Source organism: Spongiibacter marinus (assembly GCF_016906995.1).
Taxonomy (GTDB): domain Bacteria; phylum Pseudomonadota; class Gammaproteobacteria; order Pseudomonadales; family Spongiibacteraceae; genus Spongiibacter; species Spongiibacter marinus.
Window position 1 is genome coordinate 34,424 of sequence record NZ_JAFBBD010000008.1, and the last position, 15,947, is coordinate 50,370.

The 15,947-nt window shown below is 57.0% G+C and carries 17 protein-coding genes; 12 read left to right on the forward strand and 5 right to left on the reverse strand.

The features are described from left to right. Positions 1-4: 4 nt before the first annotated feature. Positions 5-1,492, reverse strand: coding sequence for a cardiolipin synthase (gene cls / locus HNR64_RS12855; RefSeq protein WP_204996850.1), 1,488 nt, complete (start codon positions 1,490-1,492; stop codon positions 5-7). Between the two features lie 144 nt (positions 1,493-1,636). On the opposite strand from cls, the gene HNR64_RS12860 reads away from it, so the two are divergent. The 7 genes from HNR64_RS12860 to HNR64_RS12890 all read left to right on the forward strand — a co-directional run bounded on the left by HNR64_RS12860 (position 1,637) and on the right by HNR64_RS12890 (position 7,082). Next, positions 1,637-2,095, forward strand: coding sequence for a MaoC family dehydratase (locus tag HNR64_RS12860; protein WP_204996851.1), 459 nt, complete (start codon positions 1,637-1,639; stop codon positions 2,093-2,095). Between the two features lie 156 nt (positions 2,096-2,251). Next, entirely contained in the window at positions 2,252-2,533 is a 282-nt protein-coding gene (locus tag HNR64_RS12865) for a hypothetical protein (RefSeq protein ID WP_204996852.1), read from the forward strand. Positions 2,534-2,788: 255 nt separating this feature from the next. Continuing rightward, the gene (locus HNR64_RS12870) at positions 2,789-3,079 is read left to right on the forward strand and encodes a hypothetical protein (protein ID WP_204996853.1); all 291 of its coding nucleotides are present in this window, start codon (positions 2,789-2,791) and stop codon (positions 3,077-3,079) included. Positions 3,080-3,089: 10 nt separating this feature from the next. Then, positions 3,090-3,485: an acyl-CoA thioesterase gene (locus tag HNR64_RS12875; RefSeq protein WP_204996854.1), complete on the forward strand. Its 396-nt coding sequence runs from the start codon at positions 3,090-3,092 to the stop codon at positions 3,483-3,485. Positions 3,486-3,648: 163 nt separating this feature from the next. Next, positions 3,649-5,466 (forward strand): DEAD/DEAH box helicase, encoded by a 1,818-nt coding sequence (locus tag HNR64_RS12880; RefSeq protein ID WP_204996855.1) that lies wholly within the window; start codon positions 3,649-3,651, stop codon positions 5,464-5,466. A 62-nt stretch (positions 5,467-5,528) separates the two neighbouring features. Further along, the gene (chrA, locus tag HNR64_RS12885) at positions 5,529-6,650 is read left to right on the forward strand and encodes a chromate efflux transporter (protein WP_204996856.1); all 1,122 of its coding nucleotides are present in this window, start codon (positions 5,529-5,531) and stop codon (positions 6,648-6,650) included. 27 nt (positions 6,651-6,677) lie between these two features. Then, entirely contained in the window at positions 6,678-7,082 is a 405-nt protein-coding gene (locus tag HNR64_RS12890) for a PaaI family thioesterase (protein ID WP_204996857.1), read from the forward strand. Here HNR64_RS12890 and HNR64_RS12895 read toward each other — a convergent pair. The 3 genes from HNR64_RS12895 to HNR64_RS12905 form a co-directional block, all read right to left on the reverse strand. Then, entirely contained in the window at positions 7,079-8,068 is a 990-nt protein-coding gene (locus HNR64_RS12895) for an MsnO8 family LLM class oxidoreductase (protein WP_204996858.1), read from the reverse strand. The genes HNR64_RS12890 and HNR64_RS12895 overlap by 4 nt on opposite strands. Further along, positions 8,065-9,135: a metal-dependent hydrolase gene (locus HNR64_RS12900; protein WP_204996859.1), complete on the reverse strand. Its 1,071-nt coding sequence runs from the start codon at positions 9,133-9,135 to the stop codon at positions 8,065-8,067. Before HNR64_RS12900 ends, HNR64_RS12895 begins: the two co-directional genes overlap by 4 nt. Before the next feature lie 77 nt (positions 9,136-9,212). Continuing rightward, positions 9,213-9,470, reverse strand: coding sequence for a TIGR02647 family protein (locus tag HNR64_RS12905; RefSeq protein ID WP_204996860.1), 258 nt, complete (start codon positions 9,468-9,470; stop codon positions 9,213-9,215). A 113-nt stretch (positions 9,471-9,583) separates the two neighbouring features. Between HNR64_RS12905 and HNR64_RS12910 the strand changes: the two genes are divergently transcribed. Next, complete coding sequence (locus HNR64_RS12910) at positions 9,584-11,062, forward strand: amidase (protein WP_204996861.1); 1,479 nt, start codon at positions 9,584-9,586, stop codon at positions 11,060-11,062. A 9-nt stretch (positions 11,063-11,071) separates the two neighbouring features. Here the strand turns inward: HNR64_RS12910 and HNR64_RS12915 are convergent, their stop codons facing one another. Continuing rightward, a complete protein-coding gene (locus HNR64_RS12915; protein ID WP_204996862.1) occupies positions 11,072-12,514 on the reverse strand; it encodes a succinylglutamate desuccinylase/aspartoacylase family protein in 1,443 nt (480 codons plus the stop codon). A gap of 220 nt (positions 12,515-12,734) precedes the next feature. Between HNR64_RS12915 and HNR64_RS12920 the strand changes: the two genes are divergently transcribed. Genes HNR64_RS12920 through HNR64_RS12935 form a run of 4 tightly spaced genes read left to right on the forward strand, consistent with a single transcriptional unit; the run spans position 12,735 to position 15,889 of the window. Continuing rightward, entirely contained in the window at positions 12,735-14,282 is a 1,548-nt protein-coding gene (locus HNR64_RS12920; RefSeq protein ID WP_204996863.1) for a 2-isopropylmalate synthase, read from the forward strand. After that, a complete protein-coding gene (locus HNR64_RS12925) occupies positions 14,282-15,031 on the forward strand; it encodes a hypothetical protein (protein WP_204996864.1) in 750 nt (249 codons plus the stop codon). The genes HNR64_RS12920 and HNR64_RS12925 overlap by 1 nt, the downstream gene beginning before the upstream one ends. Beyond that, complete coding sequence (gene rimI / locus HNR64_RS12930) at positions 15,024-15,485, forward strand: ribosomal protein S18-alanine N-acetyltransferase (RefSeq protein ID WP_204996865.1); 462 nt, start codon at positions 15,024-15,026, stop codon at positions 15,483-15,485. The genes HNR64_RS12925 and rimI overlap by 8 nt, the downstream gene beginning before the upstream one ends. 5 nt (positions 15,486-15,490) lie before the next feature. Then, entirely contained in the window at positions 15,491-15,889 is a 399-nt protein-coding gene (locus tag HNR64_RS12935) for a hypothetical protein (protein ID WP_204996866.1), read from the forward strand. Positions 15,890-15,947: the final 58 nt, after the last annotated feature.

Below are 15,947 nucleotides of genomic sequence, written 5' to 3' on the forward strand. Positions count from 1 at the left end.
GCGTTTACTGCAGTGGCGCGAATAAGTAGGCGCAGCGGCTAGCCAGGCGGCGGATCAGCGACCAGCTGGCAACCTCTCTTGGCAGCAGCTGTCGACACTGCTTGAAGTCATTTTCGAGCATGTGAGTGAGTTCCCCCGCAAAACCCTGATCATAGACCAGTGCACTTATTTCAAAGTTCAGCCGGAAGGAGCGGTTATCCAGGTTTGCCGTTCCCACGACGGAAATCTCATCATCCACCAGCATGACTTTTTGATGCAAGAAGCCACATTGGTAGTAATAAAACTGCACGCCGTGGGGCAAGGTTTCTCGAATTGCTGAGAAAGACGACAATTTGATGATCAGTTTGTCGGGCTGCTCGGGAAGCATAATGCGTACATCCACGCCGCGCATCGCGGCCAGTTGCAAGGCGTGAATAATGGGGGTGTCGGGAACAAAGTAGGGGCTGACGATCCACAGGCGCTCTCGGGCTTGGTGAATGAGCGTTTCAAAAAACAATGCGCAGCTTTCAATGCTGTCGGCGGGGCCGGTGCCAATAATCAACATTTGTTGGTCGCTATGGTTACCGGGGGCGGCGTCACAGGGTGTAGGTGTCCAGTTCAGAGGTGGTAGTGACTCCTGTGCCCAGTACCAGTCTTCGACAAAACTCAATTGTACGGCTTGCACCGCTGGCCCTGTTATTGCCAGGCCGGTATCGCGCCAAGGTGTAAGGACGGGGTGTTGATGACGGTATTCATCGCCAATGTTCATACCGCTAATGGCGGCGTAGTTACCATCGCAAATGACAATTTTTCGGTGGTTGCGAAAGTTCAACTGTAGGCGATTGCCTGCGCCCTTGGTGCTATTGAAGGGGACAATTTGTACGCCGGCAGCGCGAAGTCTCTGCACATATTGGCGCGGCAATTTTAGACTGCCGATTTCGTCGTAAATAAAGTAAACCGACACGCCTTCTTCGGCTTTTTTTATCAGTATCTCTGCCAGTTCATTACCGATACGGTCGTTGCGCAGAATGTAGAACTCAAGCAGTACATAGTGTTTGGCAGCGCGGATATGCGCAAACATATCCGCGAAGGCCTGTTCACCATCAATCAACAGGCGAGCGTGATTACCGCGAGTGAATGGCAGGGTGCTGAGGCGGTTGAGACCGAGCAGCCGCGAGTCTTGGCGGCTCGGATAGGTCTCGATATTTGAGAGCTGCGGCGCAAGCTCGCGGATCAAGTCTTCGATCGCTCGTGTATCGCCGCGTTTGGCGATCGCGTAGCCGCGAAATTTGCGCCGGCCGAATATCCAGTAGAGCGGCACAAAGAGCGGGGGGAGAACAATTAGAACAATGGCCCATGCCACCGCACCCTGAGCGGTGCGGGTTTTAAGAATGGCTTCCAGGGCCGAGAGTATACCGAGCAGCGCAATAAACGCAGCCACAGCGGCTGCCAGCCCTGACTGGTTCGCCACTACCCAGGCTGTGCTGCTCGAAAAAAAGTCACTGATTCCCATGTGCCCTCATGCAAGTAGTCGCGACGCCGTGGCCTTCACCCGCATAGACGATGCCGAGTGTTGCGTAGCCGATGGTAAAGTGATTGCCATGAGAATACGACTGTGCGTGTTGCTTTCACAGTTTTGCAGAATGGGAATGTCATTATGAGTAGAGTTTTTGCCACACCCTCGGCCCTGTTGGACGCAGTGGGTGAACATTTGGGGGCCAGTGAATGGCTGGAGGTTGACCAGCAGCGTATCAACCTTTTTGCCGATGCCACCGGCGATCATCAGTGGATTCACACTGACCCAGAGCGCGCGAAGGATGGGCCTTTTGGCAAGTGTATTGCCCATGGCTATTTGACCTTGTCACTGGTGAATTTATTCCTGCCACAAATTATCGATGTGCAGGGCATTTCAATGGGCGTGAATGTCGGCTGCGAGCGTATTCGTTTCCCGGCGCCGGTGCCGGTTGGCTCGCGAGTGCGCGGGGTGGGCGAGTTGCTCTCTGCAGAAGAGTTGAAGGGCGGCGTACAGTCGGTGGTACGGGTGACCATTGAGATTGAGGGCGGCGATCGCCCAGCCTGTGTGGTAGACACCATTAGCCGCTATTTCCCAGAGTAATTGCTCGTCTGCTGGGATCAGCAAAGTGAATATTAACGGCGGCCGTTAAAAACCTTTGATATAAGGAAGTGATAGGTCGGTCAGGGCCGCCGTGGTATAACAAAAGTGTTGCTATAAAGCGATACGAGATAGTCCCTATCCGCATGGAGGTTGTCAATGGATTTGACCCACGGCGATGTGCTTGACGGCGGTAAAGAGCTGCTGAGTAATGTGCCCATGTATATTTCGGCCGACGACGGCTATGCACAGTGGGGCGGCTGCTTGCACCTCAAGCGCCAGAATGGCGATTTGCTGCGCTCTGGGGAGTATCGAATTCGTTTGCGCGATGGTCGGCTCGGCAATATTGTCGTTCGTAAAGTGATCTCTACCAACGGTGCCCATCACCTGGAGGTGCTCTTTGAAGGGCGCGGCGAGCTAGCGCAACGGCGCGCAGGGTAAGCGCTTCGGTTTCTGAGTGGTCATCGCACCGCCATCGAATGCGTATCCCCCCTTTTTTTCATTTCTCAGCGCGCTGTTGGCGCCTTTCTTGTTATTTGTCCTATCACTCTTCGGCAGAATCCCCTATTTTGTGGGCATCGTATGCAATGTGTGTGGCTAAATGCGGCCAGTTTTCTTGCGGTGTTTGGCGTGTATGGGCGGCGATGGGCGAGGTCGGTATTGGATGTTGCCTGGCCCAGGGTTTGGAGAGTGTTAATGAAGGCGATGTCAGTAGTGGTGGCAAAATGCATCGGGGTGTCGGGTCTGGCCAGCGCGGCCCTGGTAATTGTGCACCCGATGAGTTTTGCGGGGCTTGAGTATTCCTGGAAAAGCGCCTCTTTGCTGCTGGCCCTGCAGGTTTTGTTGTCATGTCTGCTATTGTATGCCGCCGAGCAGCGCCGTCAGGGCAGCGAGATAGCAGAGAAGGCCTTTCCTGCAGCAGTTATGGCGGTGGTGCTTTGGGTTTGTATGTTTGCTTACTGGTTACAGCAAGCCGTTATAAACTAAGGAGTCATGAATGCTGCGCTGCGAATTATTGCCTCGCTTCTACGAAACCGATGGCCTGGGGCATATCAACAACACTGTCGTGCCCAAGTGGTTTGAAACGGCGCGCACGCCGATATTTAAGATCTTTAATCCCGAGCTCAGCCTTGATCAATGGAACCTGATTCTGCGCAAGATTGACGTGGAATTTATTGCGCAAACCTACCACGAGTATCCGGTAGAGGTACGCAGCTGGGTCAGTCATGTTGGCAACACCTCATTCACCGTGAGCCACGAGCTATGGCAGCGCGGTGAAATGACAGCAAGTGGCACGGCAGTGCTCGTGTACTTTGACTATAACGCCCAGCAGAAGGGTGTTATTCCTGAGCATTGCCGCAGCGCGCTTAAGGAGATAGTAAAAGACGATTGAGTCGTAGTGGGCAGGGGCTGCGCATAAATACCGCAATGAGCATCGATTAGCTCGGGCATTTATTGGTGCTAACGCGTATAATTTGCGCCCCCGCCGGTACTGTGTTCGTCTGACGCCGAATTTAACCGAGCGTCACCCTCGACCACCAGATCAGGTCCACATTATGAGCAACACTGTAACCGCAGACGCGGAGCTTCCCTTATTTACTGAACTTGGCCTGCTGCCTGCCGTGGAAACGGCAGTTTCAGAGCTGGGCTACGAGCGCCCCTCGGCGATTCAGGCGGCGACCATTCCGCTGTTGCTGGAAGGGCGCGACGTCCTGGGGCAGGCGCAAACCGGCACGGGAAAAACCGCGGCGTTTTCACTACCCATGCTGTCGATGCTGGATGTGAAGAGCAAATCCACACAAGCGCTGATTTTGGCACCGACGCGTGAATTGGCCATTCAGGTTGCCGAGGCAATCCAAAGCTATGCCAAGCATTTGAAAGGCTTGCGCGTGCTGTCGATCTACGGTGGTCAAGGCTATCGGGAACAACTCGATGCATTGAAACGCGGCGTGCAAGTTGTTGTCGGAACGCCTGGCCGGGTTATGGATCATATCCGTCGCGGTACGCTCAAGCTGGATGGTTTGACCCACCTCGTGCTCGATGAAGCCGACGAAATGCTACGTATGGGCTTCATTGACGACGTCGAATGGATCATGTCGCAAACGCCTGAAAGCCGGCAGATAGCCCTGTTCTCGGCGACAATGCCCGCCGCCGTTCGACGCATTGCCAATACCTACCTGAATGACCCCGAACAAGTAACGATCAAAACCGCCACAAGCACCGCGGTCAGCATTCGTCAGCGCTATTGGTTGGCGCGTGGTGCGAGCAAGTTTGATGCCCTGTGCCGCGTCTTGGAAGCAGAAGACTTCGACGGCATTATTATTTTCGTGCGCACCAAACTGGCCACCACTGAGTTGGCAGAGAAGCTCCAGGGCCGCGGTTATGCGGCGGCAGAATTGCACGGCGATATCGCCCAGGCGCAGCGTGAGCGCACCGTTGAAATGCTCAAGGGTTCGCGCTTGGATATTTTGGTTGCGACCGACGTGGTTGCGCGGGGCTTGGATGTCGATCGCATCAGCCACGTGATTAACTACGACATTCCCTACGACACCGAAGCGTATGTGCATCGCATTGGCCGTACTGGTCGGGCGGGGCGCAGCGGCGATGCTATTTTGTTTGTTGCGCCGCGCGAGCGCCGGATGCTGCAATCAATCGAGCGTGCCACACGTCAGCGTATCGAAGAAATGGGCCTGCCCGGTGCCGCCGAAATTAATGCCCTGCGTATACAGCGTTTTCAGGCAAAATTGTTGGCGACACTCGAAGCGGGGCGGGACAAAGACCTGTATCGCGAAATGCTTCAGGGTTTTTGTGAAGAGCACAGTGTCGACCCCCTGGATGTTGCGGCGGCACTGGCCCGCTTGGCTCAGGGCGATAAAGACCTGCTGCTTAAAGGCGACCCGAAACCCAGTAAAGCACTGGCGGATAAACCCGCCCGTGGCAAGGCCACGCGCACTGAGCGCCGCAGCCCTCGCGGTGCCGGACCAGAGTCGGGGATGGAGCGTTTCCGCATAGAAGTGGGCCGCAAGCACGGCGTTGGTGTGGGCAACATTGTCGGCGCAATCGCGAACGAAGCGGGTATCGATAGTGATTATATTGGCCGTATCCAGCTCTTCGACAACTTCAGCACCGTCGACCTACCTGCGGAAATGCCGGACGATGTGTTGAGCTCATTGCAGTCTCCTCGCGTAGCGGGGCAGCCAATGACCATGTCTCGATTCAGCGGAGAGCTGCCGGATACCCCTGTGCGCAAGCACCGCAAGGGGCCTTCTCCGTCGGGCAAAAAACCGCGCAAAGCCGACAAGTCTGGCGCCAAGGCGAAAGCCTCGGGAAAGGCGCCTAGCAAACGGCCGATCAAACTCCGCAATAAAGACTAGGGGCTAGGCCCTGCCGCCCGGCTCACGTACACTCTCCGCGAGTTTTTTTGAGAGGGTGTGCTGTGAGCGCGCGGATTTTTCTGCACTTTCTTCTGTTGGGCTGCGTCAGCTTTGGTGGGCCTACGGCGCATATCGCCTACTTCCGCAAAGTATTTGTTGAGCAGCGCCAGTGGCTCACTGACGAAGACTTCGCCCGCCAGCTGGCGCTGTGTCAATTTCTACCGGGGCCGGCATCGAGCCAGCTCGGCTTTGCCATAGCCCTTCAGCGCGGCGGCATTCCCGCGGCTTTCGCCGCTTTCATCGGCTTTACACTGCCATCGTTTCTATTGATGTACGGCCTTGCTGTGTTCAGCTTAGCGCAGACACCGGTGTGGATGCAGAGCCTTGTGGCAGGGATGAAGTTATTAGCATTGGTGGTGGTCGCTGATGCGCTAATCAATATGGCCAGACAATTTTGTTCAGGGCCCTGGCTTTGGGCCACCGCATCGCTAAGTGCGCTGGCGCTGCTGTTTATGATGCACCCTGCCTTGCAGTTGTCGCTAATGCTTGGCGCGGCGCTGGTGGCCTATTTTCGATCGCCGAAGATTGAGTGTGACCCACTACCCTCGGCGCGGCCGGCGCGCATTCCCTTGCTGTTATTTGTTGTCTTGTTGGCCGTGGCAGCGCTGATTCCCGACGCCGTGTTCAGCGAATTCTATCTCGTTGGCAGCATGGTCTTTGGCGGTGGTCACGTCGCGCTACCGCTGCTCAACGCCTTTGTGGGTAACGCGTTGAGTAGCGAGCAGTTTATTTTGGGGTATGCGGCGGCGCAGGCCGTTCCGGGCCCGATGTTTTCTATGTCGGCATACCTGGGGGCGATGTTGAGCCCAGCGCAACCGCTCGTTGGTGCATTGGCTGCCTGTACGGCAATTTTTTTGCCCGGTTTCCTGTTGGTGCTGGGTTTGTCGCGGGCCTGGCATACGCTGGCAGCCCGGCCGCGGGTGCGCGCCGCTGTGGCCGGCGTCAATGCGGTGGCGGTGGGCATGTTGGCCGCGGCCTGGGTTGACCCCTTACTGTTAGAGTTGCCTCGAGAGGCGGCCAGCATTGGGATGGCGATTGCGCTGTTCGCAGCGCTGCGTAGCGGCAAAGTGCCATTGCTGGCGCTGATCGGGGTTGTGGTCGTCTACTCGCTGTTTTTTCTCTAAGCCCCCATTTCCAAGGAGCGTCCATTCATGGCAAGTCAGGAAGCAATAAGTCAGTTTCTGATACAGGAATTCCCCCAGTGCAGCGCAGTTATCGAAGACCTGAGCGACGGCCGAGCGGTGGTGCGGCAGGCGGTTGACCACAGCTCGTTGCGCCCGGGTGGCACGGTTTCCGGGCCAACATTGATGGCGCTGGCCGACCTTGCTGTCTATGTGGCGGTGTTGTCGCGTATCGGCATTGTGCCGCTGGCCGTGACGACCAACCTCAATATTCACTTCTTAAAGAAGCCCGCCGCCGGAAAAGACTTACTGGCGCACTGTCGGCTAATTAAATGCGGGCGCAGCATTGCGGTTGCCGACGTTGAAATTTTCTCTGAGGGTGACGAACACCCGGTGGCCTATGCATCGGCCAGCTACGCGATTCCCAGGGGCTAAACGCAATCGGCGAGTGCGTTAGCCAGTATTTCATAGCTGCGCACTCTGGCGTAGTGGTTGTGCATTTGGCAGCTGATAATCAGCTCATCGACATTATTTTCCTCAATGAACTGCCGGGTCTGCAGGGCAATAGTCTGGGCATCGCCAATTGCGGAGCAATTCATCACTGACTGAATCAGCGCGCGCTCAGGGGCGGCGAGCTGATTCAGGTAGTTGGGTTTTGGTGGCGGCAATTGGCCAGGTGTACCGCGACGCAGGTTGACGAAGGCTTGCTGCATCGAGCTGGCAAGGTACTCTGCTTCAGACTGCTCCGGGGCGGCAAACACATTGAAACCGGCCATCGCGTAGGGCGCATCGAGGTACTTTGATGGTGTGAACTGCTGGCGGTACAGCGCAATAGCCTGTTGCAGTTGCCCAGGCGCAAAGTGCGAGGCAAAGGCGTAGGGTAGGCCGAGTTTCGCAGCGAGTTGCGCGCCGAAAAGCGAAGAGCCCAGAACCCACACAGGAATATCCAGCCCGACACCGGGAATGGCTCGCACCATTGCTTGGGGGTCGCCGTCGAAGTAATTAAGCAGCTCGACAACATCCTGCGGAAACTGCTCAACATCAGCATGTAAGTTGCGTCGCAGCGCACGAGCCGTGGCGGGGTCGGTGCCGGGCGCGCGGCCCACACCGAGGTCAATGCGCCCTGGATACAGTGATGCCAACGTGCCGAATTGCTCGGCGATAATAAGCGGTGCGTGATTGGGTAGCATAATACCGCCCGCGCCTACCCGAATGCGCGAGGTGGCTGCGGCCACGTGCTGAATGACCAAGGCAGTGGCGGCGGAGGCGATACCGGGCATATTGTGATGCTCGGCGATCCAGTAGCGTTGATAGCCGAGGGATTCGCAGCGCTGGGCCAGTTCTACGCTGCGCGCTAGTGTTTCACCGACATCGCTGCCTTGCGCGACAGGTGCCAGATCGAGTACGGAGAGCTTGGTCACAGTGCTTTGTTTTCCTCAGCGTTTTCATTACCACTTGCTGCCAGCGAGTGCCCCGGGGCAGAGGGAAGGTCTTCACCGCGAAGCATTGCCCAGAACAGAGCGGTTTTTTCTCGACTATTTCGGTGCGCCTGATACTCAACGCCGCGTTGTGGCTCATCGGGGAAGAGTTGGATGCTCCACAGGGCATCGAGTTCGTGGGGTAGTATCGAGTAGCGAATATCGATGATCTTGCTTGGATTACCGGGTTGCAGGGCGGTATAGCCCTTGGAAAACCAGTCGAAGCGCTTTACGTCATTCGCCTGACGCGAGACTGACGGCAGCCAGGGCAGGTCGCTCGGAATATTTAGCGCGGCAATCGAGTCGCCGGGGTAGATACGGATATCCCGGGCCACGCGCACGGCATCCACATAAAAGCGGTCGTGACTGCGGTACACCGTTTTCCACAGTATTAAGTTGGCGAAAGAGGGTTTGGCCTCCAGTGATTCGACCTCGTGGCCGCGACTTGCTGCCAGCCGATAGCCCTCGGCCTCTGCGCGTTCGCGCTGCACAACACCCAGCAATGGGTAGGTGAGTATCCAGGCCAGAGCCAGGCGCGCAGCCCAGCGGCGATTGCCCTTCCATGCCAGCGCGACCAGCGCGGCGATGGGCAGGGTGTATAGGGGGTCAATAATCGACAGGATATTCCACGCAATGCGGGTGTCGCTAAATGGCCAGAGTAGCTGCGTACCATAGGTCGTGCAGGCGTCGAGGAGTGCATGGGTGGCGTAGCCGGCACCACAGAATAGTGCGCTGCGGCCGAAGGACATTGGCCACCGGCGCCGGAAGAATAGCCTCAGCACTGCGGCACAGAGTAGGGCGCCCACGGGAATGAAGACCAGCGAGTGGGTGAATTGGCGGTGAAATTCCAAAAACAGCAGCGAGTCGTGAGGAGAGCGAATCAGTACGTCTAGATCTGCCGCCATACCAGACAGGAAGCCCAGCGTGGCGGCGGCAACGGCATAGCGCCGCGGTGGCGACAGGTTTTGCGCGGCGCTGGCGCCAAGTAACCCTTGTGTGAGTGGATCCATATCAGGCTCAGGGAAGCAAAGCCCTCAGTGTAACGCGATTTCCGCTAGTGTGGTCGCCAGTGAGTGAATTGTTACACCTAGTGCAGCGACGCGCTTTCCATATGGGTACCCAAGACCGTTGTCAGGCTATCCAGGTGACGCATAAGCTCAATGCCGGCGTCGGTGAGATAACCGCCGTCTATGCGGCTGATGATGCCTTTGCTAAACAAGCGTTCGGTCGCGGCAATCAGCGCGGGGTCGGCATCGTGATGGACCTTGATGCCCTCCAGGCCCGAGGCGGGATTGAACTGGGAAAGCACACGAATTTCTTGCAAGATACTGTCCGACATTCTCATGGGCGAAGGCTCCAAATTAACAAAAACTGGCAGGCCTGAATCAATGTAGCCAGCATCGAGCAACTTTTCCATTGTTCGGCGTTCGGGCCGCGACACTAACTAGGATAACGATCATGTTCAGCGAATACTCTCAGTTCGACGCGATGGAATTGGCGGCTCTGGCGCGCCGTGGAGAGGTGTCGGCACAGGAATTATTGGATGCGGCACTGGCCAGGGCCGCCGCCTGTAACCCGCAGTTAAATGTGCTGATCCACAGTTTTGCCGATCGCGCCAGACAGCAGATTACTGATGGTCTGCCAGAGGGGCCCTTTCAAGGTGTGCCCTTTGTGCTGAAGGATCTAATGGCGATGTTCGCCGGTGAACCGATTTGTATGGGGAGTCGCGCGTTGTCCTATACCCCCCGTTATGACAGCGAGCTGGTAAAGCGCTATAAAGCGGCCGGACTGAATATTTTTGCGAAGTCGAATACGCCGGAATTTGGGCTGATTATCACCACCGAGCCCAAGCGTTTTGGCCCGTCTCACAACCCGCATCGGCAGGGTTACAGCACGGGTGGCTCCTCAGGGGGGAGTGCAGCAGCTGTGGCGGCGGGCATTGTACCCATTGCCCACGGTGGCGATGGTGGCGGCTCGATTCGCTTCCCTGCGAGCTGGTGTGGTGTGTTTGGTTTAAAACCGTCACGAGGCCGCAACCCAATGGGCCCCGATCTGGGGGAGGATTGGCAGGGGGCGGTGGCAGAGCATGTGTTGAGTAGAACCGTTCGCGATAGTGCCGCCATGCTAGACTGCACAGCCGGGCCGGAGCTGGGGGCGCCCTACAATATTCGGCCGCCTGAGGGCAGTTTCCTTGCGGCTGCTGTGCGGGATCCAAAGCCTTTGCGCATTGCCCTGTGCCGAGAGCCGCTGGTGCCGACCGATGTTGACCCCGAGGTACTGACCGGGCTGGAACAAACCGCTGAGCAACTGGCGGCGCTGGGACACCGGGTGGAGGAAGCTGAGCTGTCGGTAGATCGAGACCAAATGTGGCGCGACTTTCTGGTTATTGTCGGGGCAGAGGTAGCCGGTTTGCTGCGCCGTATTCAACGAGATTACCCCGGCAGTGACATCCGCCGCTGTGAACCCTCAACCAAAAATCTGGCAATGATGGGGCGCTCCTTTTCCGCGGCAGACCTCGTGGAGGCGCGCTACGGCTGGCACAAAGTGCAACGTGCCGCGGGTGAGTTGATGGCCGATTACGATGTCCTACTTTGCCCGACAACGCCCACCGCTGCTGTGCCACACGGTCAGTTACCGCCGTCACCCTGGGAGGCTGCACAAATGCTGGCGTCTCACCGTATGAATATAGGCCGAGCGTTAATGCGTAGCGGATTGGTGGAAAAAATGGCCTTGCCGGTGCTCGGGAAAATGGCCTACACCCTGCTTGGCAATATTACGGGCCTGCCTTGCATGTCGGTGCCGCTGCATAAAACCAGCACCGGGCTGCCGTTTGGTATGCAATTTATCGCCGGTATGTGTGAAGAAGAGTTGTTGTTTAGCTTGGCAGGGCAGCTAGAGCGAGAAGTGGGCTTTACCGACCTCCCGCTGCTGGCCTAGCGCGCGGCGTTATTCCGGGTGCTCGTCTATCTCGCGGTGTTGGGCGTCTTCAGGCAATGACGCCGCATCGGGAGCGAGGTGGTCACCCGCTTTGGGTTTGGCGGGCTTCTCCTCCAGCAGGCGGCCAGCGTCCTTGGCGGCTTCTTTCACCGCCTCGCGGGCAGCATCGCTAACCGTTTTCGGGTCATCGCTGCGCTCGGCGGCAGACTTCGCCGCCTCACGCGCTGCTTCTTTCATATTTTCGGCAACCGGTTCCAGCGCTTCGGCTACCACGGAGTCGGCGACCTTTTCCGCCGTGACGCGCTTCTCGTCGGCAGCGATGCCCACATGGTAGGCGGCAAAGCCCGGCATGACCATTTGATTGAGCGCCATACCGATGATCTGGCCGTCCACGCTGCTGCGGATCACGCTGGACCGGTTGGTGATTGGGTCGGTAACGGTGCCAAGGATATCGCCCTTTTTCACGTTTTCGCCCAACTTGCTCTCCGACAGAAAAACGCCGCTTTGCTCGGCGCGTAGCCAGAGTGATTTATAAAAGACTTTCTGTTTGGGAGCGCGAACGGGTTTGTCGTCGATCATCTTCATGTAGTGCATAACGGCTTTAATACCGTTGACGCTCTGCTTCACCTCTTTAAGCTGCATTCGCAACGGCTCACCGGCTTCGAGCGTAACGGCTGGAATGCCTGCGTCGACCGCGGCGCGGCGAAGGGTGCCCTTGGCACCGGCGCCATCTAATACCGTGACATCGTGAAACATTTTGCTAAATTGCTGCACGCTCTCTTTGCCCAGGTCACTGCGCAGCTGAGTGAGGTTGGTGCGATGGAAGGAACCGGTATGAATATCGATAAGGCGGTCGCAGTGGGAAATCACCTCATTGAAAAAGCTGTGGGCAATGCGGCCAGCGGAGCTGCCCTGTGCATCGCCGGGGAAATAGCGGTTGAGATCGCGGCGATCAGGCAGGTAGCGAGAGGTGCGCAGAAAACCGTGCATGTTGACGATCGGTACGCCAATGACGGTGCCATTTAGCTTGTCGCTTTCCAGGCTGAACATCACGCGGCGAATAGTTTCCACGCCGTTGAGTTCATCGCCGTGCACCGCCGCCGTAAGGCACAGTGTGGGCCCGGGGTTCACGCCAGCGGCAACCAAAACCGGGGTGGGCATGGCGAGCCCGGCTACGGCTTGCCCCGCGGTCCAATAGAGGCGTTGAAAACTGCCGCGCAGAATATCGTGGCCGAGTATGTTTAAGGCGATATTGGGGTCGGCTTCGGGTACTTCAGCGCGAGCGATGATCGCCGCGGAGCGCTTTTGCCGTGGCGTTTGCAGGCCGTTGCTGGGCTTGGCGGCGGCTTCTTCCAATGACTTGCTCTGTTGCTCGTTAGCCAAGGCACTGCTAGTCACAGTAGGCAGTGCAAGCAGTGCTATGAGGCTTATCGTCAATGGCAGTGCACGCATAATTGAACAGCTCCGACGGTCGATTCGAGGTTTAAAAGGCTACTTAGCCGTGCCCGGCGGCGCAGGTCAAGTGCACGACAGGCTTATGTGCATGTTTGATGTCGATACGCCGACAAGTTCCGCAGAGCGCGCGGCGAGTGTTAAATTGGGGGCGCGGTAATGGTCCACAAAGTCTATAATTGGGCCATTCTCATCAGTGCAGTGGCAGAAGGAGCACGGAGTGGCACAAGACAGGCTGGTAATTTTTGATACAACCTTGCGAGACGGCGAGCAAAGTCCCGGTGCGTCAATGACGCGAGAGGAGAAGGTTCGCATTGCCAAGATGCTGGAGCGCATGGGTGTGGATGTTATCGAGGCGGGTTTTGCAATTGCCAGTGTCGGAGATTTTGAGTCGGTAAAAGCCGTTGCAGAGGCCGTGAGTGAGAGTACGGTATGTAGCTTATCACGGGCGGGCGCGCAGGATATTGATCGCGCTGCCGAGGCATTGAAGCCGGCCAAGCAGGGTCGTATCCACACGTTCATAGCAACCTCGCCTATCCACATGCAGTATAAGTTGCGGATGCAGCCAGATGACGTGGTCGAGCGCGCTGTATCGGCGGTTAAGCACGCACGCAATCTCGTTGGCGATGTGGAGTTTTCCTGCGAGGATGCGTCTCGCTCCGAGTTTGATTTTTTATGCCGAATTATCGAGCAGGTCATCGACGCCGGAGCGTCAACGATCAATCTGCCGGATACCGTGGGTTATGGTGAGCCCGGTGAATATGGCGAGCTGATTCGGCGCTTAATAACCACCATTCCCAACGCCGACAAAGCCATATTTTCTGTGCACTGCCACAACGACTTGGGCCTGGCAGTGGCCAACTCATTATCGGCAGTGATGAATGGTGCTCGCCAGGTGGAGTGCACCATCAACGGCTTGGGTGAGCGCGCGGGTAACGCCTCTCTTGAAGAAATCGTTATGGCTGTTCGCACCCGGCGCGATGTGTTCCCGGTTGATGTGGGAATAGACACTACGCAAATTGTGCCGACATCGCGGTTAGTCTCGTCGATTACGGGCTTTCCTGTGCAGCCTAATAAGGCGATTGTCGGTGCCAATGCGTTTGCCCACGAGTCGGGTATTCACCAAGATGGCGTGCTGAAGCATCGCGAAACCTATGAAATTATGCGCGCTCAGGATGTGGGTTGGCACACCAACAAGCTGGTCCTGGGTAAGCATTCGGGCCGCGCTGCCTTTAAAGCGCGGCTTGAAGCGCTGGGCATAGAAGTCGCTCATCAAGGTGCGCTCGATCTCGCCTTCACCCGTTTTAAAGAACTGGCGGACAAGAAACACGAGATCTTCGACGAGGACCTGCAGGCGTTAATGAGCGATGTGCAGCCGGGTGATAAACCGCAGCGCTACCAGCTGCAAACCCTGGAGGCGGTGTCGCGCAGTGGTTTTAAGCCGCGCTCCGATATTTTATTGAGCATCGATGGTGAATCTCACAGTGTCAGTGCAGAGGGTGACGGACCTGTCGACGCGGCGTTTAAAGCGCTTGAGTCGGCGGTAAACTCCGGCGCAAAACTGGAACTTTACTCAGTTAATGCCATTACTCAGGGCACCGACTCGCAAGGCGAGGTGCAGGTGCGTCTCGCCAAGAATGGCCGTATCGTCAATGGCAATGGTGCGGATACCGATATCATTGTCGCTTCGGTCAAAGCGTATCTGGACGCATTGAACCTGCTGGAGCTGGACAGCGCCCGTGCTCATCCCCAGCGCGAGGGCGTGTAGTGAGCGCTGAGCTTCAGCATGCTTACCTAAAGGCCATGGGGCTACCGCTCTATGTGCCGCGTTTTTGCCTGCCTGGCGCCAAGCCCAGTGTTCGCGCTGAATACGCGCAGGCGCCTGAGCCGCCGCGCGATGCCGTAGTTGAATTAGAGCAGCCACTTGAAACCGGGGCGCCGAATATCGATACGGCGTCTGCGCGCCGTGCGCTGGGAGAGCTGACCGGAAGTAAAGATTCGCCTGCAGAGAAGCCGGTTGGGAAACGCTCCGCCACGGCGGCGACTGCCGAGACGGAGCGCAGCACCGCGCTGCGTTTTACTGCTAGCCTGGTCGATAGTGGCATCGGTATACGGTTCTTGGCCGACTGCAGCAATTCAGACCTATCACCGGCCAGTAAACGGCTTGTAGCCAATATTGCCCGAGCGATGGCGCGGCACTGGCAGCGTGAGCAGCAACTGTCGTTATCGGCCACCGTGTTTGATTGGCCTATTGTGAAAGTGCCGGGCTTGCTAACGGGCGAAGAAGAAGCGCGCGAGGCGCTGAGTGCCTACCTTATTGCGCAGCGTGGCAGCACTGTCACGGCGAACGTGGTTGTTGTGTTTGGGGATTCATTGCGCCCCTATGTCGATGGCGACTATCTGGCCGCGCATTCTGCGAAGCTGATTCAGGCACCCAGTGTCGAGGTTTTACAGACGCGCCTCGGCGCGAAAGCCGAGTTATGGGCGGCATTACGGGCTGTTCAGGCAAGTGTCTAAGACGCTCGACTTCGTTGAACTACGCAGTGTCGATTTGCCGGCCTGCCTAATGCTTAGTCGCCACAGTGACCCCTATCCCTGGCGAGATGAAAATTGGCGGCGCAGCCTGCGAGACGATTACTGCTTCGCGCTGCGCGAGGGTAGCGGGTTGATCGCGATTGCGGCGTTTTCCCTGGTTTTAGACGAACTCAGTCTGCTCAATATTATCGTTAGCGATAAACAGCGCGGTCGCGGTCTAGGACGACAGCTCCTCTGTGACGGGTTGGAGTGGATGCAGCAAATAGGCGCCCAACGCTGCTTGTTGGAGGTGCGTGAATCCAACGTTCCGGCGCGTGCCTTGTATCGGGCTTTGGGTTTTACCGAAGACGGTATCCGAAAAAACTATTACCCCTCGGCCAACGGTCGCGAAGATGCCATCCTCATGTCGACGCCGTTGCCCTTGTATACAGGATAATTCCCATGCGTGAAGTCGAAAGTGATTTTTGGTTTATTGCGTTGCCTGAACAGTGGCACAGCGAACGTGATGACGACAGTATTTTAATCTTCGATGAAGACGAGCTGGGTTGTATCTGCCTCAGCAACCTGCAATCCGATGACGGCAGGGTCGACCCACAGGGGCTTGAGCGACTGATCGCGGAAATGGGGCACTCGCTGAGTGATGGCGAGCGAGTCGAGGTTGGTGAAGCGTGGCGCGGTTGGGAGTTTGTTGGCGAAGACCAAGGCGACTTTATACGTGAATGGTATCTGATGGCGGAGGATCATTTGCTGCTTGTCACCTATACCTGCGCCATGGAGGATCGAGACATGGATCGCGGCGCCGTAGACGAGATTCTGGACAGTCTTCGTTTGAAAGCATAACTATACCAATGGTTTAAAATCACTTGGCGAAGTTGTTGTAACCTAGCGTTTGTGTTAA